The sequence below is a fragment of the Amycolatopsis sp. YIM 10 genome, from assembly GCF_009429145.1.
Taxonomy (GTDB): domain Bacteria; phylum Actinomycetota; class Actinomycetes; order Mycobacteriales; family Pseudonocardiaceae; genus Amycolatopsis.
On record NZ_CP045480.1, the window covers coordinates 7,092,839 to 7,109,552 of the forward strand.

The 16,714-nt window shown below is 70.3% G+C and carries 9 protein-coding genes; 4 read left to right on the forward strand and 5 right to left on the reverse strand.

Annotated features, from left to right (window positions below; all coding sequences use genetic code 11):
• The first annotated feature begins 33 nt into the window (after nucleotides 1-33).
• Complete coding sequence (locus YIM_RS33405) at nucleotides 34-858, forward strand: bifunctional allantoicase/(S)-ureidoglycine aminohydrolase (RefSeq protein ID WP_153034104.1); 825 nt, start codon at nucleotides 34-36, stop codon at nucleotides 856-858.
• On the opposite strand, the gene YIM_RS33410 is transcribed toward YIM_RS33405, so the two are convergent.
• On the reverse strand, nucleotides 859-1,968 hold the full coding sequence (locus YIM_RS33410; protein WP_153034105.1) for a helix-turn-helix domain-containing protein: 1,110 nt from the start codon (nucleotides 1,966-1,968) through the stop codon (nucleotides 859-861).
• A 124-nt stretch (nucleotides 1,969-2,092) separates the two neighbouring features.
• Here YIM_RS33410 and YIM_RS33415 point away from each other — a divergent pair, with 124 nt between their 5' ends.
• From YIM_RS33415 to YIM_RS33425, 3 genes are read left to right on the forward strand one after another with little or no spacing between them, the layout of a single operon-like run.
• Nucleotides 2,093-3,538: an AMP-binding protein gene (locus YIM_RS33415; RefSeq protein WP_153034106.1), complete on the forward strand. Its 1,446-nt coding sequence runs from the start codon at nucleotides 2,093-2,095 to the stop codon at nucleotides 3,536-3,538.
• A complete protein-coding gene (locus tag YIM_RS33420) occupies nucleotides 3,538-4,713 on the forward strand; it encodes an alpha/beta hydrolase family protein (RefSeq protein WP_153034107.1) in 1,176 nt (391 codons plus the stop codon). The genes YIM_RS33415 and YIM_RS33420 overlap by 1 nt, the downstream gene beginning before the upstream one ends.
• On the forward strand, nucleotides 4,710-5,885 hold the full coding sequence (locus YIM_RS33425; protein WP_153034108.1) for an MFS transporter: 1,176 nt from the start codon (nucleotides 4,710-4,712) through the stop codon (nucleotides 5,883-5,885). The genes YIM_RS33420 and YIM_RS33425 overlap by 4 nt, the downstream gene beginning before the upstream one ends.
• On the opposite strand, the gene YIM_RS33430 is transcribed toward YIM_RS33425, so the two are convergent.
• From YIM_RS33430 to YIM_RS33445, 4 genes are all read right to left on the reverse strand, one after another.
• The gene (locus tag YIM_RS33430; protein WP_228004170.1) at nucleotides 5,857-7,017 is read right to left on the reverse strand and encodes a DUF222 domain-containing protein; all 1,161 of its coding nucleotides are present in this window, start codon (nucleotides 7,015-7,017) and stop codon (nucleotides 5,857-5,859) included. The two genes, YIM_RS33425 and YIM_RS33430, sit on opposite strands and share 29 nt — an antisense overlap.
• A 165-nt stretch (nucleotides 7,018-7,182) precedes the next feature.
• Nucleotides 7,183-8,556 carry an alpha/beta hydrolase domain-containing protein gene (locus YIM_RS33435; RefSeq protein ID WP_153034109.1) on the reverse strand — a complete coding sequence of 458 codons (1,374 nt, stop codon included), beginning with the start codon at nucleotides 8,554-8,556 and terminating at the stop codon, nucleotides 7,183-7,185.
• A gap of 19 nt (nucleotides 8,557-8,575) precedes the next feature.
• On the reverse strand, nucleotides 8,576-14,902 hold the full coding sequence (locus tag YIM_RS33440; RefSeq protein WP_153034110.1) for a type I polyketide synthase: 6,327 nt from the start codon (nucleotides 14,900-14,902) through the stop codon (nucleotides 8,576-8,578).
• Nucleotides 14,899-16,611, reverse strand: a complete 1,713-nt coding sequence (locus YIM_RS33445; RefSeq protein WP_153034111.1) for a fatty acyl-AMP ligase — start codon at nucleotides 16,609-16,611, stop codon at nucleotides 14,899-14,901. Before YIM_RS33445 ends, YIM_RS33440 begins: the two co-directional genes overlap by 4 nt.
• Nucleotides 16,612-16,714 lie beyond the last annotated feature (103 nt).

The window sequence follows — 16,714 nt, forward strand, 5'->3', positions numbered from 1 at the left end:
TCTAGGTTCCACGATACGAAAACAGGAGTCGCCGTGTCACAGCCAGGCTATTACGTTCCCACCGGCGGGCTCCCGCCACAGACCCAGCTGCTGACCGACCGCGCCATGTTCCGCGAGGCCTACGCGGTCATCCCGCGCGGGACGAACTCCGACATCGTCACCAGCGCGCTGCCCTTCTGGACCGGTACGCGGCTGTGGGTGCTGGCCCGTCCGCTGTCCGGTTTCGCCGAGACGTTCTCCCAGTACATGGTGGAGGTCTCGGCCGGCGGGGGCAGCGACCGGCCCGAAGCGGACCCGGCGGCCGAGTCCGTGCTCTTCGTGACCAGCGGGACGCTCACCCTGCGCATCGGCGAGGACGAGCACGTGCTCACCGCGGGCGGTTACGCGTACCTCCCGCCCGGTCAGACCTGGACCGCGTGGAACCGGTCCGACGCCGACGCGGCGCACTTCCAGTGGATCCGCAAGAGGTACCAGCGGGTCGACGGGATCGAGGTCCCGGAAGCCTTCGTGACCAGCGACGCCGACGTCGAAGCCGTCGCCATGCCGGACACCGGCGGTGCCTGGCGCACCTCACGCTTTGTCGACCCGGCCGACCTCCGCCACGACATGCACGTCAACATCGTGACCTTCGAGCCGGGCGGCTGCATTCCGTTCGCCGAAACGCACGTCATGGAGCACGGCCTCTACATCCTCGAAGGAAAGGCCGTGTACCGCTTGAACGAGGACTGGGTCGAGGTGCAGGAAGGCGATTTCCTGTGGCTGCGCGCCTTCTGCCCGCAGGCCTGCTACGCCGGCGGCCCCGGCCGGTTCCGGTACCTGCTCTACAAGGACGTCAACCGCCACATGCCGCTGGGCTAGCTACCGGACGGAGACCGTGAGCCACCAGATCTCGGCGAGGTCCGCCGGGTCGTGCACGTTCAGGCCGGTCAGTTCGGTGAACCGCGCCAGCCGGTGGCGCACCGTGTTCGCGTGCACGTGCAGGGCGGACGCGGTGTGGTCCACCCGGAGGCCACAGTCCAAATAGGTCACCACGGAACGCCAGATGTCCTTGCCGTAGGCGCCTTTCGCACGCAGTGGCGCGAGGACCCGGTTGGCAAGGATGTCGGTCATCTCCCGTTCGGTGGCCACCACGCAGGTCAGGCGCAGGGTGTCGAGGCGGTGCGAACCGGGCAGCCGGAGCCGTCTCGCCGCCGCCAACGCGCGCCCGGCGGCCAGGTAGGACGCGTACGCCTCGGCCGCTGTGCCCGGCGGGCCGATCCCGAAGGTGCCGAACTCCGCGTCCGGGGCGACGGAGGAAGTCAGCAGTCCGAGCACCTCTCGATCGGCGCCGGACACGACCAAACCGTTGCCGGACAGGTGTTCCCGCAGAGCGGAGACCGTGGTTCCCGCGGCGAGACGGCCTCGCAGGGCGGAAAACCGGGCGACCGGGGCGAGGCCCAGCTGCCAGAGATGGCGCTGGGGGTCCGAACCGGGCTGCGTGAGCAGGGCGCGCACGGCGTCGCCGGTCCGGTGCTCGTCCTCGCGCGCGCTGCGGACTTCGACCTCACGATGTGCCGCCGCGGCCGCCACGGTCACAAAATCGAGCCACTGCCAGACCAGTTCGACAGTGCGGAGCAGGGCGCTGTCGGAAGCACCGCGGTCGCGCGCGGAGGCCGACAGCACCTGCCAGAACTCGTCGCCTGCCACCCGGTACGCGGCCAGGACGGCGGCGAGGCTGATCCCTTGGCGCGCCCGGTCCGCGCCGACCGCGGTGATCTCGCGGAGTTCGTCCGCGCCCGGCAGGCGGCTCTCCCGCAGATCACCGACCGCGACCCGGACGATCCGCTGGTTCCCCAGCCGCAGCGCCTGGTCGGGCACGCTCGCGTACTCGGGCACGTCGACGCGGATCCTGGCGACCAGCCGGTCCACCACCGCGTCGAGCCGGGCCGGTTCCCCCGCCAGGTCGTCCAGCACCGCACGCACACTCATTGTGGAAACCTCCAACCTGAGCACCGCCGGGCTGGCCGGGAAACCAGCGTTCGCCGGACCATATTGTCGCAATCCTCGCCCCTCGTGACGATGTGCACGCCGACGTCACGAAGGAGGTGCCGGAATGGGCCCCACCTCGCTCACCGACCGCCTGTCCGGACTCGCCGGAGCCGAGCCGGACCGACCGGCCCTGACCTGCGGCCAGGACGTGCTGACCCGCCGCGAACTCGACCGCCGCACCAACGCGCTCGCCCGCGCGTACGCCGGGCTCGGGGTCACCGCGGGAGATCTGGTCACGATCGCCCTGCCGAACGGGGTCGAGTTCCTGGCCGCGGCGGTGGCCGTGTGGAAGCTCGGCGCCACCCCGCAGCCGCTGTCCCACCGCCTGCCCGCGGCCGAGCTGAGCGCGGTGCTCGACGTGGCCGCGCCCGCGCTGGTGGTCGGGCTGGACGTCGGCCGGTGGCCCGCCGTCGCGCCGGGGTTCACCCCGGAGGCCTCGGACGAGCCGCTGCCACCGGCGCTCGCGCCCAGCTGGAAGGCACCGGCCTCGGGCGGCAGCACCGGCAGGCCCAAGCTGATCCTGTCCACCCAGCCGGCCTGCGGTGAGGTGATGGACGAGTACGCCGACGCCTTCGGCATGACGGCCGGTGGCGTGCACCTGGTCGCGGGCCCGTTGTCGCACAACGGCCCGTTCATGATGGCCGCGGCGGCCCTGTTCACCGGGAACCACGTGGTGGTGCTGCCGCGATTCGATCCGGCGGACCTGCTCCGGTCGATCGAGGCGCACCGCGTGCAGTGGACCTTTCTCGTGCCGACCATGATGCACCGGGTGTGGCGCCTGCCCGCCGAGGTGAAGGACGCGGCGGACCTGTCCGGCCTTCAGGTCGTGCTGCACGGCGCGGCCCCCTGCGCCCCCTGGCTGAAGCGCGCTTGGCTGGCCTGGCTCGGCCCGGCGCGTGTGCACGAGTTGTACGCGAGCACCGAAGCGCAGGCGGCGTGCCTGATCTCCGGCGTGGAATGGCTGGAACACCCTGGCAGCGTCGGCAAGGTCGCGCGGGGCGAGATCCGGGTGCTCGACGCCGAACGCCGCGAAGTGGCCACCGGCAAGCTCGGCGAGATCTGGATGCGCCCCACCCCCGGCACCCCGGCGACCTATCGCTATCTCGGCGCCGAACCGATCACCACGGAAGGCGGCTGGGAGGCGACCGGGGACCTGGGCTGGGTCGACGACGACGGTTACGTGTTCCTCGCCGACCGCAAGCCGGACATGATCCTGGTCGGCGGTGCGAACGTCTTCCCGGCCGAGATCGAGACCGCGCTGGAGGAACACCCGTCGGTGCTGTCCAGTTGCGTGATCGGCCTGCCGGACGAGGAGTACGGCAACCTGGTGCACGCGGTCGTGCAGACCGACGGCCCGCTGGACGAGGCCGCGCTGCTCGACCACCTCCGGGAACGGGTCGCGGCGTACAAGCTGCCGCGCAGCTTCGAACGGGTGGACCAGCCGCTGCGTGACGACGCCGGAAAGGTGCGGCGCGGCCAGATCCGGGCACAACGGCTCGCACACGCGTGATGGGCGCACGGGTGGTTTCCCGGTGCGTGCTCGGGGCACGGCTGGTCGAGTACGAATTGGACTCCCCCGTGCTGCGGGAACGAACGCGGTTGCGGATCCTGTTCCCGGACGGCTACCCGGACGACGGCCCCTTTCCCGTGCTGTACCTGTTGCACGGCGGGGAGGACGACTACCGGTCGTGGACGGACAAGGGCGGCGCGACCGGGTCCACCGAGGACGCACCGATCATCGTGGTGATGCCGGATGCCCGCAACGGCTTCTACTCCGACTGGGTCGGTCCCGGTCGCCACGGCCGCACCCGGTGGGAAACCTTCCACATCACCGAACTGGTGCCGTGGGTCGATCGCACCTTCCACAGCGAAGCGCGGCGGGAGAGCCGCGCGCTGGCCGGGTTGTCCATGGGCGGTTTCGGCGCGATGTCGTACGCGGCAAGGCATCCCGACCTGTTCTCGGCTGCCGCGAGCTTCTCCGGCGCACTGGACACCAACCGGTACACCTTCGTACCGGGGATCGCGGCGCGACGCGACGGTGGCGCACCCGGCGCGATCTGGGGCGATCGCCGGACCAGCGCCGTGCGGTGGCGGGCACACAACCCGTGGGACCTCGCGGTGAACCTCCGCGGCATGACACTGGTGGTGCGTACCCGGAGCGGCCTGCCCGGCCCACTGGACCGCCGGGGACGGCGGCCCGACCCGGTGGAAGCACTGGTGTTCCACGAATCTCTCCGGTTCCACCGAAAGCTCACCGTGCTGGGCATCGCCCACGAATGGCACTACGGCCCTGGTACGCACGACTGGCCATATTGGACAGTCGACCTGCGGGAGACGCTGCCGGTCTTGCTCCGGGCGTTCGCCGGCCCACCACCGCCACCCACACGACTCACCCACGTCTCAGCCGAATCCGCCTACCAGGTAAGGGATTGGGAGGTGCAGATCGACCGGCCGCGAATGGAGTTCTCCACTCTCGCGGACGCGGACCGATCAGGTTTCTCCTTCACCGGCTCGGGACTGGCACGCATCCGAACACCCGGCTGGTTCGAACCGAGCACGCCCTACCCGGTGACCGCCGGGAACAGCGAGTCGAAACCGCGGACCGATCCCCAGGGGCGCCTGGAGTTCTTCCTACGGCTCGGCAGGCGGCCCCGCACGGTTCTCGTCCGGGTCGGCGAAGCATGACGACTCCGGTCGGCAAGCGCTGGATCGGCGCGTTGTCGCTGGCCACGTTCGGCATGTCGATCGCCGTGCTGACGCCGATCCAGGTGCTGCTGCCACTCCAGATCGAAGCGATCGATCCCGGTGGCAAGGTGCTCGCACTGGGCTGGATCACCGCGGCGGCGGCCGTCGTCTCGATGGTGGCCTGCCCCATCGCCGGCGCCCTTTCAGACCGGACAACCTCCCGCTTCGGCCGACGACGCCCCTGGGTGCTCGGCAGCGGACTCGCCTGTTGTGTCGCGCTCACCGCACTCGGTACGCAGCACACCATTCTCGGTGTCGCGGTGCTGTGGATCGTCGTGCAGGCCAGCACAAACGCACTGTACGCGGCGCTGAGCGCAGCCGTACCCGACCAGGTCCCAGTCGAGCAACGCGGCGTAGTTTCGGCTTTCGTCGGCCTGCCGCTACCGCTGTCCCTGATCACCGGCACTTTCCTGGTCTCAACAGTGGTAACCGGACAATTCGCCGCCTACCTGACCCTCGCACTGATCGAACTGGCACTGATCCTGCCCTTCCTCCTGGAACCAACCGACCTCCCGCAACCACCAACACCCGGACGACCACGGCTACGACTGACCCCGGACCTGCGATGGGCTTTCGGCTGCCGATTCGCCATCCAGCTGGCGAACGCCGTCGGCACGCTCTACCTGCTCTACTACCTGCGAGATGTAGTGCACCGCCCCGACCCGGCGACGTCGGTGTTCGTGCTGATCCTGATCTACACCGCCGGTGTTGTCCCGTCGAGCGTGCTCGCCGGCCGCTGGTCGGACCGCTCGGGGAAGCGCAAGCCCTTTGTCATCGCGTCCTCCGTCGTCGTGGCCGCCGCGATGCTCGTGCTCGGCCTGGGCAACTCCTGGCCGAGCGCCCTGACCGCCGCCATCCTGATGGGCGTCGGTTATGGCGTCTATCTCGCCGTGGACAACGCACTGATCACCCAGGTACTGCCCTCGGACGCCGACCGGGGCCGCGATCTGGGCATCGTCAACATCGCCAACACGGCCCCCCAAGCCATCGCCCCGGCTCTCGCCGGCGTCGTAATCACCACCCTGGGCGGGTACACCCCGCTCTACCTGCTGGCAGGCGCGTGCGGCCTGATCGGCGCCGCTCTCATCCAGCCGGTCCGCTCGGTCCGCTGAGGGCTTCGGGTTCACTGGTGCAGGCCTGGTTGGCAGGCGTGGTGATGGTGAGGGTGCCGTCGTTTCCGGTGGTGTGACGCCATCCCGGCAGGTCGCGAAGCTTGTGGTCGGCCCGGCACAACCCCACCAACGTCGCCGCCCCGGTCGGACACCCGTCCTTCCAGCCTTTGCCTTTGCTGTCGCAGTGATCAAGGTCGCCGAACTGCGCAGGCCGCGTACACCCCGGACGACGACATTCGCGATCCCTGACCCGCACCAACTCATCCAGCCCAGCCCTGGGCCGATACCGACGACGCCCCAACTCGACAACCTGCCCGCTGACCGGATCAGTGATGATCCGCTGGAACACCGTCTTGGCCCCGGCGGCGATGTGGCGAGCCAGCGACGCCGGGATCGGCCCATGACCAGCCAACTCAGCCGGGTGATTGCGGACGCCCGCATACGTCAACGCATCCAGATACAGATAGACATGAGCCTTCACCTCGCCGCCGAACTGCTTGCCCAGCAACATATCCAGAGCCACGTCCGACCGAAGCTGATCGAGGGTGCGGGGCTCATCCGCGGCCTTCAGAAGACGAGCCTGGCGATCCACGCAGAGGTAGGCTGCGGTGGCCTTCTCGACGGGCGCGTTCTCCAGGGACAGGCCAGCTACTCCGGATTCGCCGTGGTGCAAATAGAAACCGCTTGCCTCGCGCTGCTTACGGACACGCTCCTCGAACCCTTCGGGATCAGCTCGCGCCACCGCGGCAGTCGCCGACCGGCGAGCCGCCGTCGGATTCTTGCCCACCAGCCGACCGGCCGTCACCTCGTCCACCACCGGCGCCTTGTCATCATCGAGCCAGGCGGCGGCATCATTCACCGACACTGCCGAGGCCATCGGTACGCGACCTTCCTCCACCAAACCCAGCACCTGGGGGAAACGATCGACCAGGCCTTCGGCGTGGCCGATCAGGGCGTGTGCCTTGAACTTGGTCAGGCACAACGCCATGGCCAACTCCTCGGCCACTCCGCGCTTCACCGAAGACGCACGAGTGAACGAGACCACCTGCCGAGCCAACCGCGCCTCCAGGCGAGCGATCTCCGCGGCAGTGGATTTCATATCGAGGAGAATCTCCTCCAGCAACACCCCCATGGATCAATTATACCAAACACATGTGCGACACACGGCCAAATCCATTGGCCCATACAGGCGAAACAAGCCGCCCCACCACTCAAGCCGCCCCCAACACGCAACCCGCCCAGACTTCCCCGCCTCGGTCCACAGCCCAAAACACGGCAAAGACCGGGACGGGACCCCCTAAGAAACCCGATCCACAGCCTCCTCATAATCCGCCTTCAACAAATACCCACCATCCAACGCCTTCCCCGCCGCCTCCACAAACTTCTCAACATAAACATCATGATCCGGATAAAGCTCCCCCAACCGCTCAGCCGTAAACGGCGTCGTAGTCCCCAGCAGCCCACAAGCCCCCGGAACGTTCCCCCCACTGTTATTAGGCCCGTACGTCGCAACAGGAACATCGAAATCCGGCAACCGAACCCCGCCCAACGCATTCTGATCAGAATCACGCAGAATAATCGGCCCCAACATCAGGATCGGCGACGCCACCGGAGGCGCCACACCACCCCGAGCCCACCGATCAAGATGATCGAAAGCGGCGTTCGACGCATACCGGAAGGTCATAGCATTGACCGGCTTGTCGCAGTAAGTAGGCGCCCCACCATTGATCCCCTTGTCCCGCGCATTCGCCGCGTTGTACTGGTCGAGACCGTACTGATCAGCGTGCGCCGTCCCAGCGATCTCCCAAGTTCGCACCCGAGCCGTGTTCTGCCGGACTGACGACGAAAAAACGACATCGGTTTCCGCCTGCAACACAAAAACCGGCTCCTTCAAATCAGTCCGGATCTTCGCGGACAACGCGCCGATCACCCCATCCCCGATCGGCGCCGCGAGCGCGGCCCGGCCGTGCAACATAAGGCCGTCATACACCCCGTCCACCGGCTGGACCGCATTCGCGTACGTGGTCAACCGCAACGCCGACTGCGAGTGCCCGGTACCGAGCACCACCTCCGGCGTCCGCCCGCCCAGCACCTCCGGATGAGCCCGCACGGCCCGTGCCGCCTGGGAGAAGATGTCGTAGGACAACGTGTCCGCACTCAAGTTCACCCCGCTGTACCGCCCGGGATCCAGGCTCTTGAGCTTGTCGGCGCCGCCCTTCTGCGTGGTCAGCCCGACAACCACCGCACCCGAACGCAGAAAGTGTTCATGGGACTGGGAAAGGTCGACCGGGATGTCCACCCCGAAACTGACGTTCAGCCATTCGATCACCACAGTTCCGTTGAACTTGGCCGGATTGCTCGGCCGCGCCACCAGCATCCTCGTCGTGTACGGATTCCCGGTCGTGGCCACGCGCATGTTCCACCGGCCGTCCTCGGTCCACGCGCCCACCTGCTCATAGGTGTTCGCCGTCCCGGACATCAGGTATTCCTCTTCGACGTAACCACGGGCGGCCAGATCGATGACGCCCTTCGCCCCGCTGGCCGCCCAGCCCTTCCCGGCGTTCGCGGGCACCGGCGTCAAGGTGGGATCGGCGACCGCGGCCTCGGCCGGTCCGGCGGTCAGAACGGGTAACAAGCACGCGGCCAGCAGCAGCCGCAAAGCCCTGCGCATGATGGAAAGCCTCCTGGGATCACCGGGCGACGCGCCGCAGCGCGCCGTCCAGGTGCTGGGCGATCAGGTTCACGTTCGGCGGGTCGAGCAGGGACAGGTGGTGTCCCGGCACGGTCACGATCTCGAGGTCGTGGCACACCGCGTCCCAGCCGCGGGCCGGGTCGGTGCGGTCGAACCGCGGATCGCGCAGACCGCCGGGCACGGGCGAACCCGCGCTGTAGAACAGCACTCGGCCGGGATACGGCTTCGGCTGGTAGTTCTCGAGCAGCCGGGCATCCAAAAAGGACGCTCGCTGATGGGCAAGGATCGCCGCGCTGACCTGTTCGCTGACCAGCCCGGCGCGAACGATCGTGGCGATGAGCAGGTCCGCCTGCTCGGGCGCCGCCAGCCCGGCCAGTTCCCGGTAGGGCAGCGGAACCCGCTTGCCGTAACTCGTCTCCAGGAACTCGGCGAACCGACGGAACCGCAGCTCCAGCCGTTCGACCTCACTCAAGCCGGGTGGCTCCGGCAACGGCAGGATGGGATCGATCAGCGCGAGCAGTTCGACCTCCGCTCCCGCGGCCGAAAGCTGTTGCGCCACCTCGAAAGCCAGGAACCCGCCGAAGGACCAGCCGGTGAGCCGGTACGGCCCGTCCGGCTGGATGGCCCGCAACTCGGGCAGGAACCGTTCGGCGCGCTCCTCGACGGACGTCGTGTCGGCGACCCGGTCGAATCCGTAGGCCGGAACATCGAGCAACTCGACCAGCTGACGGAAAACCGCCGTGTCGCCACCGCCGGGATGGAAGCAGAACAACGGAAAACGACCCGCCCGGAGCACACGGACCGGCCCGGTCACCCGATCCGCGGACCGCACGAGGTTCGCCATCAGTTCGACCGTCGGCCGCTCGAACAGCTCGGCCGCGCCGAACGCATGACCGGACCGCGCCCGCAGCAGCGAGGCGACCCGCTCGGCCTGCCCTTCGTCACCGGGGAATTCGTGCGTCACCCCGACCGGCGTACCGAGCACTTCCTGCCACACCGACGCGACCAGTCGTTCGGCCGCATCCCGAGGCGGCACCAAAACCGCCGGCTTCGCAGACGGCCGCGTTTCCCCGACGCCGCTTTCGGCACACACACGAGCACAGACCTCGCCCAGGGTCGCGCCGTTGAGCAGCAACGACATCGGCAGGCTGAGTTCGAGATCGTGCTGGAGCGCGTTGCGGATCCGCGTGGCGAGCAGGGAATCCACGCCGAGGCTGGTCAGCGGCAGGTCGTCGGCGAGCGCGTCGGTGGCCAGGCCCATCACCGAGGCGACCCGGAACCGGACCTGACGGGTGATGAGAGCCCGGGCTTCGAGCGGATCGGCCTGCCGGGCGGCGGTGATCCCCGGCCAGTCACCGGTTTCGACGGTACCGGGCCGGTCGAGCAGTTCCCCGAAGAACGGGATTCCGGTCAGCTCCGGGAATTCCGCGGCCAGCCGGGACGTGTTCAGCCGGACCGCCCCGAGCTGGACCGGTCCCGCCGCGATCACCTCCTCGATCAGGCCGAGACCTTCGTCCGGCCCGATCGGCTGGATCCAGGGAACCTCGAGGTCCGCGGCGGCACCGACGGCGGCCCAGGTACCCCAGTTGACGCTCGCCGCGGGCAGGCCGCGAGCCTGCCGCAACGCCACGAGCGCGTCCAGGTAGGCGTTCGCGGTGGCGTAGGCGGGTTGCCCGGGAAGCCCGTGCAGCGCGACCGACGACGAGAAGCCGAGCCACCAGTCCAGGTCGTACCCCAGGCTCGCGGTGTGCAGCTGCCACGCGCCGTCCGCCTTGGGCCGCCACGTCCGCCGCAGGGTCTCATCGTCCAAACGGGACACCGGACGATCGTCGAACACCCCGGCGGCGTGCGCGATGCCGCGAGGCGTTCCGGCCGCTTCGAGCAGGCGTTCGGCCACTCCCGGCGTCGCGACGTCGCCCAGCACGATCTCGACCGTGGTTCCGGTCGACCGCAGTTCGCCGATCACCGCGGCGGCGGCCGGACCGGGTGGTGTCCGTCCATTGAGGACCAACCGCGCGGCACCACGATCGGCCAGCCAGCCGGCCAGCAGCAGACCGAGCCCGCCGAACCCGCCGGTGATCACGTACCCGCCGTCCGGGCGGACCACGGGCACCGCCGGCTCAGGCCGGGACGCGGACACCAGCCGGCCCACGTACCGCTGCCCGTCGCGCCAGGACACTTCGTCTTCGGGTGCTCCGGCCGTCAACTCGGTGACCAGTTCCGCGACGGTGTCGACGTCGAGCCAGCTCGTGCGCAGGCCAGGGTGCTCGTAGGACAACACGCGGACGAGCCCGCGAAGGGACGCGAGACCGGGCCGCCCCGGCTCACCGGGCAGGACCGCCGCGGCAGCGGTGGTGACCAGCCACAGTCGCGGCGGCTTACCCGGCAACTCGGCCAGGGCGCGCGCCCACGCCACGCAGTCGAGCACGGCCCGGCGGCCCGCTTCGGGATCGTCGGCGCCGGAAACGAGCAGCGCCACCACGGACGGCCGTTCGGGCATCGCCGTCTCGCCGACCGACACGAGTCGACAAGGCGACCCGGCGGCTTCGAAGGCGGACACGGCTGCGTTCGCGTGCGGATGACCCGGTTCGGCCACCAGCACCACCGGACCGGCTTCCCCGGCCGGTGGCGGTTCGACCGGCAGCCATTCGCGGGCGAGCAGGCTGTCGCCCAGCGGCGCCGCCACCGGCGAACGGCTCAACTCGCGCAGGAACACCCCGGTGATTTCGAGCAGCACCTGGTCGTCACCGTCGACCAGGCGGACTTCGCCGGTCGCCCCGCCCTCGCCCGGAGTCACCGAGACGTGTACCCGCACGCCGGACCCCGGATCGCCGAACAACCGGACCTCACCGAATTCCATGGGCACGTACCGGACATCCGGTCCGAGGTCCGGCGCGGCCGCCACCATGCCCTGGAGGCAGGCGTCCAGCAACGCCGGGTGGATGAGGTATCCGGCGCGGGGTGCGGCTTCGGGGATCTCGACCGTCATGACCGCGCTGCCCTCGCCCCGGTACGCCCCGGTCACGCTGGTGAACGCCGGGCCGTAGTCGACGCCGAGCGAGCGCAACCGTTCGTACAGATCGGTGACCGGCTCGGAACAGCGCGCCGGCGGACGCCACTCGGTGCCACCGTCCGCGTCGGTGAGCGAAACACCGCAGTGCAGGATCCACCGGCCGTCCGGCCCCTTGGTGTGGAAGCGGACCTCGGTGCGCGTGCAGGTCGTGGTGACCCAGGTGTGCTCGGCCAGCGGCAACGGCTGGTGCAGGGCGATCGTCCGCAGGCCGATCTTCTCGGCTGGCCGGTCGAGCGCGGTCGCCGCGGCGGCGAAGGCCATCTCCACGAAGCAGGCACCGGGCAGGATCGGGTGGCCCTCGATCCGGTGGTCGGCCAGCCAGGGATGGCGTTCCGTGCCGAGATCGGCGCGCCAGAGATGGGTGTCCTGGTCCGGGAGTTCCCCGTGCGTGCCCAGCAGCGGGTGGTCCCCGGCCGGGGCCGCCGGGACGAGCGGCGGCGCCCAGTGCGCGGTGTGCTCCCATTCGGTGGTCGGCAGGTCGATGAGCCGTCCGGCGGTCCGCGGTGGCTTCTCGTCGTGCGCGAGCAGGGCGCCGACCGCGGCCTGGAAACTGCCCGGCTCCGCTCGCCGGAGCGTGCCGAGCACGACGGCGTCCGGCACGATCTCACCGATCGCGTGCCGCAGCAGCGGATGCGCCGAGATCTCCAGGAACGTCGTGTACCCGTCCCCGTGCGCGGCCTCGACGGCCTCCGCGAACCGGACCGGTCGGCGGACGTTCGCCACCCAGTAGGCCGCGTCGAAGTACGCGCCACCGAGTGCCGTCGGATAGATCGGGACGACCGGGTCCAGCGCCTTCACCGCGGACAGTTCGTCCCGCAGCGCAGCGGTGATCGGTTCCACCAGGCGGCAGTGACCGGCCACGGTGGACTTGATCAGCCCGGTCGCCACGCCGCGTTCCGCCGCCTCGGCCACCACCGCGTGCACCTGCTCGACCGGACCGGCCACGACGGTCTGCCGCGGGGCGTTGAACACGGCGGGCTCCACCTCGGGATACCGGGTCAGCAGTCCGGCCACGTCGTCCGCGGACAACTCGAGCATGGCCATCGCGCCCCGGCCCGCCGTGGTGGCCAGCAGGCGCGAGCGCGTCTTCACGATCCGCACGCCGTCGGCCGGCGATACGGCCCCGGCGACCACCGCGGCGGCGACCTCACCGAGCGAATGCCCGATCACCGCCGCGGGTCGCGCGCCGTGGTGCTGCCACAACCGCGCGAGCGCCACCTGCAAGCCGAACAGCATCGGCTGCAACTCTTCGAAGGCCTCCGGCACGATCCCGTTCGCGATGACGTCACGCAGCGGCAGGCCCGCTTCCGCCAGCTCCGCCACGGCGTCGGCGAAGGCCGGTTCCTCGGCCAGCAACTGCTGTCCCATGCCCGGCCACTGCGCGCCCTGACCGGAGAAGACCCACACGGCACCATCGCCCGCCCGGCCTCGCTCACCGAAGGCGACGCCGGGCGTGATGGTGTCCGACGCGAGCGAACGCAGTCCCGACACCAAGGTCCGGTGATCTCTGGCGGTGACGACGGCGCGGACCCGGCCGCTCGCCCGGCGCGCGAGCGTGTGCTCGACGTCGGCCAGTCCGGCTCCCGCCCCAGGCCGGGACAGCCAGTCCGCGAGCCGGTCGGCCGCGCGGCGGACACGGGCGCGCGTCGGCGCGGCGAGCAGGAATTGACCTCCCGCCCGGCCGCCGTGATCAGCAGAGTCCGGCGCCTGTTCGACGACAACGTGCGCGTTGGTGCCACCGAAGCCGAATCCGGACACCCCGGCCAGTGCCGGTCGCCCGTGCTCGGGCCAGCACCGCTCCCCCGCCGCCACTTCGAGCCGCAGCCGCTCGAACGGGATGTGCGGGCTCGGCTCGTGGAAGTGCAGGCTGGCCGGGATCCGCCGGTGGGTCAGCGCGAGCACGACCTTGATCAGGCCGGTGATCCCGGCCGCGGCCTCCAGGTGGCCGAGATTGCTCTTGACCGAACCGAGCACCAGCGGCTGCCGCCGCCCGGGTGCCTGGCCCAGCACCGCGCCGAGCGCACCGGCTTCGATCGGGTCGCCGAGCGCGGTGCCGGTGCCGTGTGCCTCGACGTAGTCCACGTCCGCCGGATCCACCTCCGCCGAAGCGCAGGCGGCACGCAGCAAGGCTTGCTGCGCCTCGGGATTCGGCGCGGTCAGGCCGCCGGACCGGCCGTCGGAGTTCACCGCCGAACCACGCAGCACGGCGAGCACCCGATCCCGGTCCCGCATCGCGGCCGACAACGGCTTCAGCACGGCAACCGCCGCGCCCTCCGCCCGGCCGATGCCGTCCGCGGCCGCGTCGAACGCCTTGCACCGGCCGTCGGGCGCGCAGACACCCAGCTGGTCGAAGCTCGCCGTCACCTCGGGGCCCAGCAACAGGTTCGCCCCGGCGGCGAGCGCGACCTCGCTCTCGCCGCTGCGCAGGCTCTGCATCGCCAGGTGCACCGCGACCAGCGAGGACGAGCACGCGGTGTCCACCGCGATGCTGGGGCCGCGCAGGTCGAAAGCGTAGGACAGCCGGTTCGCCGCGACGCTCAGCGCCGCCCCGGTGGCGGTCCACGGATTCGCCCGGCTGACGTCGCCGAGGGTCAGCCTGCTGTACTCGTTGCCGCTGATCCCGGCGAACACCCCGGTCCGGCTGCCGCGCAGGCGATCCGGCGCGATCCCGGCGTGTTCGAGTGCTTCCTGGGCCACTTCGAGCAGCATCCGCTGCTGCGGGTCCATCATGGCCGCCTCGCGCGGGGCGATGCCGAAAAAACCGGCGTCGAACCCGGCGATGTCGTCCAGGAACCCGCCCCAGCGCGTGGTGCCGGCGAGGCGTTCGAGCTGTTCCGGCGAGTCGTGCCCGAACTGCTCCCAGCGCCCGTCCGGCACCAGCGTGCTCGTGTTCCCTTCGCCCAGCAGCAACTCCCACAGGTCCGCCGGGCCGTGGACACCGCCGGGCAGGCGGCAGCCGATGCCCACCACGGCGATCGGCTCACCGGTGAGGGCCGGCACGGGTTCCGCCGCCTCGACCGGGGCGTCCACCAGCGCGGCGACCAGCGCGGAGATGCTCGAATGCCGCCAGAGCAGGGTCGACGGCAGTTCCGTGCCGAGCGCGTCCGCGAGTTCACCCGCGAGCTGGACCGCCTCCCGCGAGGTCAGGCCGTACTCCGGCAGCGGCCGGTCGTCGTCCACTTCGGACAGATCGAGGCGGCAGACCCTGGCGATCGAGGCGGCGAGCAGGTCCCGCACCGACGCCGGGGTCATCCCAGCTCCCCGGCCAGGTAGCGGCGGCGCATGGCCGCGCGCGCGATCTTCCCGCTGGACGTGCGCGTCACCGTGCCCGGCGGCACCAGGACGAAGTCCAGCAGGCGCAGGTCGTGCCGCCGCGACACCGCCGCCCTGGCCTGGCGCCCGACGTCCCCGCGCAGCTCGTCGTCCAGCTTGACCCGCGTGGTGTGCTCGGCGACCACCACCGGTCCCTCGTGCCCGTCGCGCTCGACGGCGAACGCCGCCAGCCGGTCCCGCCGGATCGCCGGATGTGCTTGCTGCACGGTCACTTCGATGTCCTGCGGGTAGTGGTTCGTGCCGTCGACGATGATCAGGTCCTTCAGCCGCCCGGTGATGTACAGCTCGCCGTCGTGACGCACACCGAGATCCCCGGTGCGCAGCCAGCCCGCGGCCGGCGCGCCCTCGATGAGGTAACCGTCGAACGCCTCGGCGGACCGGTCCGCCTGCCGCCAGTAGCCGGCGGCGAGGTTCGGGCCGTGCAGCCAGATCTCCCCGACGACACCGTCCGGGACCTCCCTGCCGTCGACCACGATCCGCAGGGCCTGGCCGACCGCATGGCCGACGGACACCAGTGGCGCGGCCCGGTCGTCGTCACCGGGCACCACGGCGGTCCGCTCGCCGGGACCGAGCCGCGTCCGGTCGAAGGTGGTGGTCTTCGGCACCTCGCCGGTGACGGTCGTGCTGACCAACACCGTCGCCTCGGCCAGCCCGTACGACGGCCGGTGCGCGGTCGCGCGGAATCCGAGCGGGCCGGTCGCGGCCAGGAAGGCGTCGACCGTCTCCGGCCGGATCGGCTCGCTGCCGTTGATCATCACCTCGACCCGGCTCAGATCCAGTCCGGCCAGGTCCTCCCCGGCCGAGCGGGCGGCGTAGTCGAAGGCGAAGTTCGGCGCGGCGGTGATCACGCCCGGATAGGCGGAGATCATCCGCAGCCAGCGCGCGGGCTTGCGGATGAAGGCGAAGGGCGTGGTGAACACCGAGCGGCACCCGGCCCCGGCGGGCAGGGCGACCAGGTTCACCAGTCCCATGTCGTGGAACAGCGGCAGCCAGCCGGCGCAGGTGGAGTTCTCGTCCACACCGAAGGCCGCGCGCACCTGCCGCACGTTGGCGGCCAGCGCGCGGTGGGTGATCACCGCCCCGGCCGGTTTCCTGGTCGAACCCGAGGTGTATTGCAGGTAGGCGGGTTGCTCGGCGGACACCCGAACCGGCTCGAAGTCCTGCTCCGGCAAGGAATCCACGGCGAGCAGCTGCTTCGGCCGCGGCACCGGGTGCCGGTCGAGCAGCTCCCGGAGGCCCGGGGTGGCCGACTCGGAGGTCAGCCACACCTCGGGATCGCAGTCGGCGAGCGCGCCGACCAGCCGGGCCGCGTGCGAACTCACCTCCGGCGCGAACAACGGCACCGCGACCATGCCCGCGTAGAGCGCCCCGAAGAATCCGGTGACGTAGTCGAGGTTCTGCGGGCAGAGCAGCGCGACCCGTTCGCCCGGCGCGCTGACTTCGGTGAGCCGGGCGGCGACCGCCCGCGCCCGCCGGTCCAGTTCGGCCCAGCTCAGCGTGTGCTCGGTGCCCTCCGGGGCGTCGAGGTAGTCGATGAAGGTGAAGGCGGGGCCGTTGTCACCGGCCCTGGCGGCGAGCGACGCGCTCACCAGCTCGAGCCGCGAAAAGGCAGGGTGTTGATCAGGCATGGTGGAATCCCAACTGTGGACCACGACACAGGAACGGGAAACAACGAACGACGCGGGGGACGTTAACCGCGGAATAAATATCCACACAACAAAATCACCGAGT

Coding starts and splice junctions, on each gene's coding strand:
- YIM_RS33410 (WP_153034105.1), bottom strand. CDS start 1,968: ATGAGTGTGCGTGCGGTGCTGGACGACCTGGCGGGGGAACCGGCCCGG.
- YIM_RS33415 (WP_153034106.1), top strand. CDS start 2,093: ATGGGCCCCACCTCGCTCACCGACCGCCTGTCCGGACTCGCCGGAGCC.
- YIM_RS33420 (WP_153034107.1), top strand. CDS start 3,538: ATGGGCGCACGGGTGGTTTCCCGGTGCGTGCTCGGGGCACGGCTGGTC.
- YIM_RS33425 (WP_153034108.1), top strand. CDS start 4,710: ATGACGACTCCGGTCGGCAAGCGCTGGATCGGCGCGTTGTCGCTGGCC.
- YIM_RS33430 (WP_228004170.1), bottom strand. CDS start 7,017: ATGGGGGTGTTGCTGGAGGAGATTCTCCTCGATATGAAATCCACTGCC.
- YIM_RS33435 (WP_153034109.1), bottom strand. CDS start 8,556: ATGCGCAGGGCTTTGCGGCTGCTGCTGGCCGCGTGCTTGTTACCCGTT.
- YIM_RS33440 (WP_153034110.1), bottom strand. CDS start 14,902: ATGACCCCGGCGTCGGTGCGGGACCTGCTCGCCGCCTCGATCGCCAGG.
- YIM_RS33445 (WP_153034111.1), bottom strand. CDS start 16,611: ATGCCTGATCAACACCCTGCCTTTTCGCGGCTCGAGCTGGTGAGCGCG.